The sequence below is a fragment of the Endozoicomonas sp. YOMI1 genome (assembly GCF_024606345.1).
In the GTDB taxonomy this organism is placed as follows: Bacteria; Pseudomonadota; Gammaproteobacteria; order Pseudomonadales; family Endozoicomonadaceae; genus Endozoicomonas.
In genome coordinates this window covers 1-12,187 of record NZ_JAHHPM010000428.1, presented here as the reverse complement: position 1 = coordinate 12,187, position 12,187 = coordinate 1, and the positions used below count along the sequence as shown (strand labels likewise).

The following is a 12,187-nucleotide window of genomic DNA, read 5'->3' as shown; positions in this document are numbered from 1 at the left end:
AATAGCCCCGCTATTCTCCTCAGAATCAGAAATTTTTATCCTCAATTTCTCGCAATCCTCGCTACGGGCGCTATTCTCGGACAGCCTCCTAGTACATTATTTCAATGAGTTTGATGTTTACTTTCACCCTGAGAGAATTACACTGAGAGAATTACAGGACATCCAAAGAACCTACAACCAGAATAACCAAATATCAGACTGGTAGATCTAAAAAATCAGGTTTTTTGTTGAATCAATGCCCAGAAAGGACAAAGGCAATCAGCGCTTTAATAAAACATCATTTGAGCACCCAGACTGCTCAGGACTTGAGTGGGGAGGGACAGAAAGCAGAATGATATCACATTGGCGTAAGCAGCTTAGGCCGGAAACAGTAAAGCGCTGCCAACTTGGCCGTTAAATCAGGATTTTCCCACTTCCTGAGCATAGCTTTTCAGTGATGCCAGCGTTCCAATGGCCCGATAGAAACGATTATTCCATTGCATGGTTTTAATCCATTCATCTGGTGGAGTATCAAGGCGCTCAAGTATTGAAGGAATACTGTCGTTTATACTGCCTCGCTTGCCCTGGCGAATGACTCTCCCCTACCAGTCAACCAATTCAAAGTAACTGCCGCAGGCCAATTTCTTGAGGGTTCTGGCGACGGCTCCCGAGAAGGCGATCGCCCGCTGTGCCGAGTTGCCCTCTTCTGGCTCGTTTGCGATTTGGGTCGGTTTTGGAGCCCGTAAAGCAGCCAAAGAGATCCGCCAACTGGCCAGTTAATGTCCGCAAGGCCTAGGGCAACTGGAACACCTCCAACATTCACGAATAGGCGTCTTTGATTGTACAAATATGTTTTTTATCACCGTAAACGACAATGATTGTGTATAATGAAAGACCTGATACCAGAGTCTCTCTCTCAGGAGTCTCTCTCTCAGGATTTTCGGCAAAAGACGTTGCAATCTCGCCGTATAGTCTACACTCAAATCGCGCTGGCCAGACAGGTAAATCGGCTTTGGACTCCATTACAATCTCCGGTTCATCCTCACCCCGACTATCCAGCATATTGCCAGATAGTGCGGAAAAAACACAACTCTTCGGTAAGGGGCTCAAGCATGGCAGGCATTTTCGGTAAAACACTTTGCAATCCCTCAGTATGGTCTAGAATCAATTCCCCAATTGGTCGAACGGGTAAGTCTATTATGGATTCCATTGCAGCCTCCGATGCACCCTCAGCCCGGCTGTCCAGCGTACCGCCAGATAGTGCGAAAAAAGTACAAGTCTTTGGCAAGGTAATCAATTTGCAGCCTGCTGACAATGCTGACAATAAAGTCACCTCTGGGGATTGTCGTGCCCAGTCTCCAGCCCCGGTTTCACAAAGTCTCCTGGAGCGGCTTATAGGCAATTATCACGCCAATCCACACCTGTACGATTTCCTTCATCGGATATCGTTGAACGCAGACAATAGTGTTTACCTTGCTGATGGTGGTGGACAACTTGTCAATTGCCGTAAATTGGGCCAATGGAAAGTCACTGAAAGCAGTGTTCCGGAAAAGTATACGTTGCACATTACAAACCTGAGAGATGAGTCCAACGAACATCAGAGTAGCAAGCCAGACTCCAGAAACATTACGGTTGATTTCAAAATCGTTGATGAGACCAAAACCATGATTATGGAGATACCCGCCAAAACGAGACCAACCTTAACCTGTTTTTCCAAACTGGTTTTTGACCAAGATCCGTTCAATTTGGTTTATGGCGATGCAGATACCCCGCCTAACCTGTACAACTTGTTCAGAGGCAAAGAAACTCGGGAATCAGAAAACGAGTTCTACGACATGTCCAGAGCCATTATCGATAACCCACTTTCGTAATTATTTGGTGATCTCATTCTTTGTGACCAATCGCCTTTGTATGGTTTCAGCAAATAGTCATCCACTACCGAGCGGGCTTTACAGGGCGGGCTTTACAGGACATCCAAACGGGCTTTACAGAACGGGCTTTACAGGGCTTTACAGGGCTTTACAGGACATCCAAAGAACCTACATCCAGAATAACCAAATATCATGACCCGTAGATCCAAAAAAATCAGGGTTTTTGTCGATAATCAATGCCCAGAAAGGACAAAGGCAATCAGCGCTTTAATAAAACATCATTTATGAGCAGCCAGACTGCCCAAGACTTGAGTGGAGAGGGACAGAAATCAGAATGATATCACATTGACGTAAACAGCTTAGACCGGAAACAGTAAAGTGCTGGCACTTTGGCCATGCACCCAGGATTCTCCCTTTGAAAGGTTTCAGTTAAATATTGCCAATACATTACTTTGCAACCAAGCTTGGTTCAGCAGGCCTCCTGTTGCCACGATGAAGGCTATGCGCAGCCTTAAAGCCCGGGTAGCAGTGAGAACTGCTCATATTTGACTTAATCGCCAGATTAAAACTTTAGAGTCGAGTGACAGCTAACTGCTTACTGATGAATCCCTCTCGATAGGTGTATCCATGTTCCCCAATTGTTCAAACTCTCTAGTTGCCGACCTTTCAGGAGAAAAAATTAAGCAACAAAACAAAAAGCTAAACATCGCCCCCGCTCCCGCCCGGGAGGCGCGATCGCAGCCTCTTACTGTGGCTCAAGGAGTGGTGAAGATGCTAGAAAATCTGGGAGTTCAATATGCCTTTGGGGTCTCGGGGGGAGCGATCGCCCCGATCTGGGCCAGTCTGGAGAAGAGTTCGATCGGGGTATATCACTTTCGCCACGAATCGGGGGCGGCTTTTGCTGCTGTCGAGTCCCATTTCGCGAGCGATCGGCCCGTCGCCGTGTTCGCTACAACGGGCCCGGGAATTACTAACATCCTGACTGGACTGTTCGCAGCCCGATGGGAAGGCGCAAAGGTCATTTTTCTCTCTCCTTTCACCTCAGCTCCTCAGCGAGGTCGTTGGGCTTTCCAGGAAACCAGCGCTTATACCATGCCCATTGCAAGTCTCTTTACCTCTGGAGAGCTATTCCATTACGCTGCCACTCTGGAGTCTGCCGAGGAACTTGCAGCAGTTTCTCGAAGGCTGACTCTAGGTCTGACTCAGCCGGGAGGCTTTGTCGCCCATGTAAGTATTCCTACTGCCATCCAGTCGAGCTTGCTGGAGGTTCCATTGCCGCAGGCCAATTTCTTGGGGGCTCTGGCGACGGCTCCCGAGAAGCAGAAACTTTCTCGATCCAGTCGGACGCAGGAGCCTTCATTAAGAGGTTATTGAAGCATTTTCCCGATCGCCCTCATAGGGAAATGGCAGTTACCCTGCCCCGGGACGAAAGCGCAGCTATTCAACCCAGACTGCGCGGTCCGGTACGTCCCGAGGTATTGATGGAGGCAATTCAGGAGGTTGTCGTGGAGGGGAGCGATGCAGTGGTGATGGTCGAGGCGGGGAACTCTTTTGCCTGGGGGACCCATACCCTGCGCTTTGACCAATCGGAACGCTACCGGGTCAGTACCGGCTTTGGGTCAATGGGTCATGCATGTACGGGGGTGTTAGGTGCTGCTTTGGCAAACCACAATAAGGCTGTGGCCATTCTTGGGGATGGGGCGATGTTGATGAACAACGAAGTCAACACGGCAGCGAAATACCAAATTTCTGCTGTCTGGATTGTCCTCAACGACGCCTGCTACAACATGTGCGACCAGGGGATGGCTTTGTTGGGATTCGAGGGTGTGGATACCCAGATAATACCTAAAGCGGTTTTCGTAGCCATCGCTCGCGGTATGGGAGCTGATGGCATCTGCGTCCAACGGGAATCAGAGCTTCGGTCGGCTCTGGAAAAAGCCATGGCATCCACTGCCCCGTTTGTTGTTGATGTGGCGATCGAGCGGACTCAGCCAGCACCGTTCGGGCCCCGCATTCAGAGTCTGGTTGCACAAGGAGCCAAGTAGTCAAATAAAGTTCCTGCATTCATTCAGTTGTGGCAGAGAATTGGACAAAAAAAATCCGTTTTGTTCGGCAAATAGAACCACTACTCACCTTACAAAACGGAATTTTTATCCTCAATTTTCTGCCATCCTTCTTAAGGGTGCACCCAGAAGGGTGCTATTATCGGACAACCTTCTGGTAGAAGAGGGTCGTCAGGATGGGCACTATTTTTTCAGGCACTCTCATCGATTTCCATTGCCTGTTCTGCATCGGTCCGGTTGGCGGGTCTCAGTGCCTTATCCATCAACATGATTGACCAGGCCTGGCCATTAGCCCCTCCAGCATAAACCTGACCGTTTAAATCCAGGTTATACCATTCACTCAACCCCTTGCGTCTGTCACCTGCCTCGTGCAACTTCGTCAACAGCTCTTCGACCTCAGGGGTACGGGTCATATGATTGGCCAGAGCGTCAATCACCCGGTATTCGATCTGCGGCCATACCAGAAAACCTTTGCTGTTTTGCAACAAGGCCACTTCATGAGGGTTGGCCATATTGATGGGAGAGAACACCTTCAGGCCAGCATCCGTCAGTTGCGAGCGAATCAGTTTCACTGCCGCCGGGTGATCTTCCGGGTTGACCAGCCCGTTCTCAATGGCCAGTGCCAGCCCCTGCAGGTTGACTTCCTTACCCTCCAGAAAATCCTTGTTGGCATTAATCAGGGGAGTGATGTAGTTCTCCGGCGTAGTGGTAGGCTTGCGGCCTGTGAGATGATCCGAATCGATAAAGTCCCTTGGGGCAAATTTGCCATCCTCGGAATAAATAAAGGTTTTTTTAATCAGCTGGCCGAACTGCTCCAGTGCAACGCTGGCCCGGGCCTGGGGGTTATCATCAAGCAAGGCGGCAATAAAGCCGGAAGCGGGCGTTGTTCCGGATGGGTAATATTTACTCAGTTCGGTCTTGAGCTGGGGGCCGATCTCATCCAGATGACGGGCCAGTCCGGTGAAGCCCTGATAGAGAAAACAGGCATTACTGCACAGCAGTTTTTCAAACATGTAGGGATCGAGCATGTCACGGTTATCGCCACCCTGGGGCAAGCCATTGGCCGGGTCCAGTACGCTCTTGTCAAGGTAGGCCATGGCGTGGGCAAGGTTGGGAACCAGCTCCCGGACCCGGTCCTTTTGCTCCTGACTGCCGGCAAGGTCCAGCAGTTTGGCCATGGAACGAATAAAGTGAATTTCGCTGTCGGTGGTGCCCGGCGTTAATGTGCCGAGGGTGTCGGCCAGTAGGCCTTTCAAAGTATGGCTCGGTTTGGGTACCTTCAGGCCATCCACATTGGCCTGTTCGCAGGCCATTTGATAGCAGGAATAAAGCTGGTTGAGTTTGGTCTTCAGCTCTTCCGGCGCGATGGTTTTCAGGGACTCCGAATCCAGAGTGGGCATGGCGATCTTGGGGTAATTTTCTGCCATAAAGTCACGCAGCTGATGGTACCAGCCAAGCCCGGAGTCTCCCCCGAGCGCCCGGTGATAGACAAATTCGCCCAATAATGGGTCTGGAATCACCACCTGAGGAATCAGTCCATAGCTGAACTGCTTGCGGGCAATGGTTGCCAGAGAGTCAGTCAGCTGCTTGAAGGCCTCAGGCGGGGCGACGTCCACCTCGTCCAGGGTCTGGGTCATAATACCAAAATCACGCATCCATACTGTTTGTCCATAGCGATCTCCAAGGGATGCGGGCAGCCCCCGGCTGATCAGGGATTGCTTCATGGTCTGGGCGAGCCGCAGTTTATCGTCACCGCTCTGGTCATTAATGAATTTGTCTACGGCGCTCTTCAATGCCTGAGTCAGGCCCTTCTGACGGGTCAGGCTACCATCGGAATATTCCAACCAGTAGTCCCTGACGCCTTTGTCTTGCAGAGTCTCAATTACCCTCTGGCGCAGACCTTTAACCTGTGGCTCCAGCACCGCATCGTTTTCGTCACAACCATCTCTATGGCCAAATATCATCAGGTTGAAAGCTGCTTTCTGTTCTGCACTGAGGGTATGATATTCGGATTGGAAATCGTAAATATCTGCATCCGGGCCTAGTTCTTCCCGGATCTGGTCAGTCATCAGGCTAATGTGTTCGTTATTGACCCGAACAGGGACCTCAACGGATTCGCCAATGTAACGTTTGTTGTTGACTTCGATGCAAACGCAGGCAACGTCGAAGAGTGGCGTTTTTTCAGCGTCAGGTTTGACGCGCAGGCCATTTTCAAAACTGACATAGATTTTGGGCATTACCTTCTGTACAGGAGAATCCTGAAGCGGATTTTGCTCGTCCATCATCTCTTTGACCACATCAATCCGGCTGATGGCCCCATATTTGATGTCCCCGCCCACCGGCTGGGTCGGTGTTAGCAGGCGATCTATGGGCGGTTTGACGACAACCGTCTTCCGGTCCAGGCCGAAGAAACGGCCAGTAACATCATCACCGACTCCCACTTTCTCAGGGTTTCTCGTGGTGTGCACCAATAGGTATTGACCACCACCAAACATGCCCGGAGCTCCGATACTCATAATTACCATCCTCTCATTTAACGTTGTGAAAAGTTTTTGGACGTACGGACAACTCTGACAAGTAGAAAAGTGATTTGTTCCCATTGCCGGTGAAGAAATAGAAGTACGTTAATACCAATGGCGATGAATCACCGCTGTATCGTCTGGAAAAATTTCAGGTTGGAAATGTTCTGCTCAGCAATTCGGGGGCGACTGTTTCTGACTTTTCTGATCAGGATTTTTCTGGGTTACCGGTTGTGGATTTTCTCAATCATTGCAACTTTTTTATTGTTCAGAAGCGGCAACAGTATTCACTGATGCCAAGACAAATGGAGTGAAAACAGAGGCAGTGCTATCATAAGCGCTGATCCTCATGATCCTACCCTTTAGGTCAAGTTGATCAAGTAGCTCAAAAGCCACAAACAACCACGGTAATCCACTTTATCCATGCAACTTTTTTTTACACAACTTAAACAAACCCTGCAAAATCTATGATGCCAGGTACCGGAATGTACAGTTTGACAACAGCAATGGCTGTCCTGGTGCTTGGAGGCACACTTATTTTCTGGCTCATGCGTAACAGAAATCGGTCAAAACGCCACCGGCCCACATTCAATATTAAGAGCGACCCTCAGAAAACCGTTATCCCCCGGGATAATCATCCGGTTTCCCGTCGTTGCATCAACGATCATGCGCTCAAAGTTATTAACCGGTTAACCAGTCAGGGCTATGAGGCTTATCTGGTGGGGGGGTGTATCCGGGATATCTATCTTGATCTTCATCCCAAAGACTTTGATGTCGCCACCAATGCCAGTCCTGAAGAAGTCCGCAGGCTATTTCGTAATTCCAGGCTGATTGGTCGACGTTTCAAACTGGTCCATGTGCTCTTCGGTCGTGAAATGATTGAAGTAGCCACCTTCCGTGCCAAACATGAACAGCACCATGGTCAGGAAAAGTCCCGCCACTCGGAATCCGGAAGAATTCTCCGGGATAATGTCTATGGCACCATGGAAGATGATGCCATGCGCCGGGATTTCACCGTTAACGCCCTTTACTACGATGGGCGCGACTTCAGTGTTGTGGATTTCTGCAACGGGGTTGATGACATTCGCACCGGTACCCTGCGACTGATTGGCGACCCGGTTACCCGTTACCATGAAGACCCGGTTCGAATGCTCCGGGCAATACGGTTTGCGGCCAAACTCAACTTCACTATGGCGCCGGAAACAGAGCAACCCATTCGAGAGCTTGGGCAGCTGTTGCATGATATTCCAGCCGCACGGTTGTTTGATGAGGTTCTGAAGCTGCTGCAATCTGGCCAGGGCGTACGTACGTTTGAATTACTGCAGGAATACCAGTTGTTGGGGCCACTGTTGCCAGCAACAGAGCATTGCTTGCAAGAACAGGACAGAGAGGCCGGTAACCTGATTATTGAAGCATTGAAAAGTACCGACAGACGAGTCAAACAGAACCGTCCTGTGACACCGGCATTCCTGTTCGCCGCACTTTTATGGGCCCCCATGAGGCGAATGGCCAGAGAGTTTATGGACCAGGGAATGCCTCCTGTTCCGGCATTTCAACAGGCTTCCATGACGGTGATCACGAACCAGTGTAATCACACCGCTATTCCCCGCCGGTTCTCCATGGTGGTTCGTGATATCTGGGATCTGCAGATTCGACTGGAACGCAGACAACCCAAACTGATTGAAACCTTGCTGGAGCACCCCAAATTTCGTGCTGCCTATGACTTCCTGGTACTCCGGGAGCAATCCGATGAAAACCTGTCGGCGGCCGGTCAATGGTGGACAGAAATACAGGAACTGGATGAGCATGGCCGCCATGCCATGATCAAGTCGCTTGCCAGCCATGGCGGCCAGAAAAAGCAGGGCAATAAACGCAGAAGACGCCGGCGCAAGCCTCGTAGCGATGATGCATCGTCGGCACATCAATCCGGAGAGTCCTGATGGCAGAAACCGCTTATGTGGCACTGGGTAGCAACCTTGAGCAACCAGGTCTTCAGTTGCAGCGTGCCGTGGACGACATTGACAGTGTACCTCAAATGACGGTTTCTGCCTGTTCCCGGCTCTACCGAAGTGATCCGGTTGGCCCCCCTGGCCAGCCTGATTACTGCAATGCGGTTGTGGCGGTGAATACCACATTAGCACCGCTCAGGCTTCTGGATGCCCTGCAGTCGATAGAAAACGCCCATGGTCGTGTGCGATCGGTGCGCTGGGGACCAAGGACTCTGGATCTGGATATCATTCTATTTGGCAACCGACGTATTGAATCAGAAAGATTGACCGTTCCTCATTATCAGATGCAGGTTCGCAACTTTGTGCTGTGCCCTCTGCTGGATGTTGCCCCGGATCTTGAACTTACGGATGGTACCCCATTGCAAGCCATGGTGGATGAACTAGGGTACCAGGGGCTGACTGTTATTGCCGACAGTTATCCATGGATTTGAACAGTTACGGCTTTTCGGGTAGCGGGAGGCGGGCAGCGGGTAGCGTCTGCAGAAATGTGGAAGTTATTTCAGGACAGTTCCTTAGTGCTGAAAAGCGCTAATACCCATACAAAGCACCCCCCTCGTTCCCTCGCTGCGGACGCTTAAGTCCGACAGGCTCCTGGCCTCTGGAAACAGGGCGGCCTGACTATTGTGCCAAGCCCTTAACTGACAACTATTCACACTTCTCGTATAATCCGCGCCAGCAACTAATCAAGGTCTTTACCCATGGCTAAAGTCACCCTAAGTATCCTGTCCGAGATGAAAAAAGCGGGTGAGAAATTCACCAGCCTGACTGCCTACGATTCCACTCAGGCTCACCTGGCCAGCAGTCAGGGCGTGGAAGTGATACTGGTTGGTGACTCCCTTGGCAATGTCTGTCAGGGACAAACCAGTACGGTTCCCGTTACTGTTGACGACATGTGTTATCACACCCGCTGTGTCAGTAGCAAAGCGGACGACTCCCTGTTAATGGCCGACCTGCCTTTTGCTTCCTACACCAATGAGCAACAGGCGCTGACCAACGCGACCCGTCTTATGCAGGCGGGTGCTGAAATCGTCAAGCTGGAAGGTGAAGCCTGGCTGGCACCCATCGTTACCCGCCTGCGTGAGCAGGGTATCCCTTCATGTGTCCACCTTGGTCTGACACCACAGTCAGTAAATGTTCTGGGTGGTTACAAAGTTCAGGGCAGAGATGAAACCCGCGCCAATGCCATGATTGAAGCCGCCATCCAGCTGGAAAAGGCCGGTGCCGCCATTCTGGTGCTTGAGTGCGTACCTTCGGTGCTTGCCCGGGAAATCACCCGTGCCGTTCAGGTTCCGGTGATTGGGATTGGTGCCGGTGCTGACACGGACGGTCAGGTCCTGGTGATCTACGACATGCTGAATATGACCGCCGGACGCAAACCCAAATTCGTGAAAAACTTTATGGCTGAAGGTAGTTCTGCGCAGGATGCTGTCACTGCCTATGTTAAAGAAGTCAAGAACGGCACATTCCCGGGTCCGGAACACGGATTCGACTAAACGGAAAGCATCCATCATGCAAACTGTACACTCTATTGCTGAAGTTCAGGATATTGTTGGCGCCCGTAAATCTGCAGGGCTGCGCATTGGCTTTGTACCGACCATGGGTAACCTCCACGGTGGGCACCTGACCCTGGTGGAGAAAGCCAAAGACAGCTGCGATTTTGTGGTGGTGAGTATTTATGTAAACCCTCTGCAGTTTGGCCCCTACGAGGACTATGACTCCTATCCACGAACCATGGAACAGGACCAGCAGCTGCTGATGGATCATGGTGTTGATTTGCTCTATGCCGCCGGCACCCATGAAATCTATCCGGAAGGCAGTGAAAACCACACCCATGTGAGTGTTGATGTCCTGGATGGTATGCACTGCGGGAATACCCGACCGGGCTTCTTCCGGGGCATTGCAACGGTGGTCACCAAGCTGTTCAACATTGTGCGCCCGGATATCGCGGTATTTGGCGAAAAAGATTTCCAGCAGCTGACCATCATTCGCAAAATGGTGCAAGACATGGTGATGCCGGTGGAAATTCTCGGTGCCTCAATTGCCCGTGAGTCAACCGGTCTGGCCATGAGTTCACGCAATGGCTATCTGACCCCTGAAGAGCGAGGAGAGATAGCGCCTGCTCTATATCGCTGCCTGACTGAAGCCAGAGACGCTATTCAGGCTGGCGACACTGACTTTGACCTGCTGCGCAGAAATGCGTTTGCCAAAATGGCCCAGGCCGGGTTCAAGCCGGATTACTTTAATATCTGCAATCCGCAAACACTGCTGCCCGCTACCCATAACGAGCAGTCACTGGTTATTCTTGCTGCTGGTTATTTAGGCAAAGCCCGATTGATTGATAATATTTACTTTAAGCGATAATGCTTTAGTCTCTGGAGGCTGGTTTGGGATATCAATACTAATGTCAAAAATGCAGACGCCTCTTACATCGCAATGGATACAGTATGAGATTTGCACCCAAATTATTGTCTGCTATTTTATCTAAAATAATGAACTATGAATCTCGCGCAGGACTTTGTCGCTCTGAGGGATTTTGTGAGGGAGCGCCGTACCGGGGAGTACAGTCGACTGAGCAAAACTCCCTTAGAGGAGCGGCAAAGGACAAGCGAGAGCGCATTTATGAAATATCCGGGCTATTCCGCACAGGGCTTGGCGGCAGCCTGAAAAGCAAATGGTCATGTACTTACTAATCCAAATGATTTGTTCAAAATTGCCAACACCTCCCATTCAAAACAGCCTGGAAAATATAATCACATGTCAATCGATTGTGAGAAGATGGCTAATCATAAAAAAAATATCAATATCGAGATTAAATAATAATTTTATTAAAACGACTATTGTCGGTGGGTGCAAAATTGGAGCTCAAGGTAGTAAAATTAATGAATTATGTAGCAGGATAAGACTTGGAGCAATATATACACGTATTACTATTTTAGGTGGTCGGAATTGTGTCAATGTTATTGGCATAAATGATAATGAGCTTCCAAAGCAACCGGGGTTGCATTTAAATTCTATGTCAGACACTGTCGCTGTTATGACAGGCGGTTTTTTTGTTCATAAAAAAGGTTTAATGATGAGTTCTGGCACCTTGTTAGATGATTCAATTGGAATGCCTATTGGTAAAACAAATCATAGAAATGAATATCTACCCATTCCTAAGGATTATAGAAGTCTTTATGGTTCCTTAGAAAAAAAGGGTGAAGTTTTACTCCAATGTGCACCTGTTTTAATTTACGAGGGACAATCAATTAAGGTTCCTGAAAATGATCTATTTAGATATAGAGTAACGGTCAATAATCAAAAAAAAACAAATCCGAATAATAATCTGGCTGGTGGATTAACTCACTCAAGTGATTTTAATGAAAGGGCTGCAATTTCCTTAAGTGATTTGAATGTATCTATGCATACACTGACTACAGGTGGGGATCGATCACTTGGAGTGAGCATGAGTACTTGGAAAGAGATTATCAGCTTTACGGCTAAATCTAAAAACAATTCATCAAATACCTGTGCACTTAATTTAGATGGAGGTGAATCAGTTTTTCTCTCTATTCATGAGAATGGCGATCTTAAAACAATAAGTAAAGGGGGGGCATCAGAGGATAACCTAAGGTCTGTTGCTAACATAATCATATGTAAACCATCGGCAGAAGATTTATCACAAAATCATAATTGTACATCAATAACCTTTATATGAGCTGCGCAGCCATTTTGGACAGCTGGATCTTCGTTGGAATTCCTCGCAA

General features: G+C 49.4%; 10 protein-coding genes. 8 read left to right on the top strand and 2 right to left on the bottom strand.

The window, feature by feature from the left end:
* Positions 1-798: 798 nt before the first annotated feature.
* Entirely contained in the window at positions 799-1,002 is a 204-nt protein-coding gene (locus KDK15_RS15105; protein ID WP_257296217.1) for a hypothetical protein, read from the bottom strand.
* Between the two features lie 176 nt (positions 1,003-1,178).
* On the opposite strand from KDK15_RS15105, the gene KDK15_RS15100 reads away from it, so the two are divergent.
* The 3 genes from KDK15_RS15100 to KDK15_RS15090 all read left to right on the top strand — a co-directional run bounded on the left by KDK15_RS15100 (position 1,179) and on the right by KDK15_RS15090 (position 3,895).
* The gene (locus KDK15_RS15100) at positions 1,179-1,850 is read left to right on the top strand and encodes a hypothetical protein (RefSeq protein WP_257296216.1); all 672 of its coding nucleotides are present in this window, start codon (positions 1,179-1,181) and stop codon (positions 1,848-1,850) included.
* A gap of 627 nt (positions 1,851-2,477) precedes the next feature.
* A complete protein-coding gene (locus KDK15_RS15095; RefSeq protein ID WP_257296215.1) occupies positions 2,478-3,224 on the top strand; it encodes a thiamine pyrophosphate-binding protein in 747 nt (248 codons plus the stop codon).
* 29 nt (positions 3,225-3,253) lie between these two features.
* On the top strand, positions 3,254-3,895 hold the full coding sequence (locus KDK15_RS15090) for a thiamine pyrophosphate-dependent enzyme (RefSeq protein WP_257296214.1): 642 nt from the start codon (positions 3,254-3,256) through the stop codon (positions 3,893-3,895).
* Between the two features lie 209 nt (positions 3,896-4,104).
* Here the strand turns inward: KDK15_RS15090 and KDK15_RS15085 are convergent, their stop codons facing one another.
* A complete protein-coding gene (locus tag KDK15_RS15085; protein ID WP_257296213.1) occupies positions 4,105-6,429 on the bottom strand; it encodes a hypothetical protein in 2,325 nt (774 codons plus the stop codon).
* 488 nt (positions 6,430-6,917) lie between these two features.
* Here KDK15_RS15085 and pcnB point away from each other — a divergent pair, with 488 nt between their 5' ends.
* From pcnB to KDK15_RS15060, 5 genes are all read left to right on the top strand, one after another.
* Positions 6,918-8,372 carry a polynucleotide adenylyltransferase PcnB gene (pcnB, locus tag KDK15_RS15080; protein WP_257296212.1) on the top strand — a complete coding sequence of 485 codons (1,455 nt, stop codon included), beginning with the start codon at positions 6,918-6,920 and terminating at the stop codon, positions 8,370-8,372.
* Positions 8,372-8,872, top strand: a complete 501-nt coding sequence (gene folK, locus KDK15_RS15075; RefSeq protein WP_257296211.1) for a 2-amino-4-hydroxy-6-hydroxymethyldihydropteridine diphosphokinase — start codon at positions 8,372-8,374, stop codon at positions 8,870-8,872. Before pcnB ends, folK begins: the two co-directional genes overlap by 1 nt.
* A gap of 267 nt (positions 8,873-9,139) precedes the next feature.
* Positions 9,140-9,934 (top strand): 3-methyl-2-oxobutanoate hydroxymethyltransferase, encoded by a 795-nt coding sequence (gene panB / locus KDK15_RS15070; protein WP_257296210.1) that lies wholly within the window; start codon positions 9,140-9,142, stop codon positions 9,932-9,934.
* Between the two features lie 16 nt (positions 9,935-9,950).
* Positions 9,951-10,802 carry a pantoate--beta-alanine ligase gene (gene panC, locus KDK15_RS15065; RefSeq protein WP_257296209.1) on the top strand — a complete coding sequence of 284 codons (852 nt, stop codon included), beginning with the start codon at positions 9,951-9,953 and terminating at the stop codon, positions 10,800-10,802.
* Between the two features lie 316 nt (positions 10,803-11,118).
* On the top strand, positions 11,119-12,138 hold the full coding sequence (locus KDK15_RS15060; RefSeq protein ID WP_257296208.1) for a phosphodiester glycosidase family protein: 1,020 nt from the start codon (positions 11,119-11,121) through the stop codon (positions 12,136-12,138).
* The last annotated feature ends 49 nt before the right edge of the window (positions 12,139-12,187 follow it).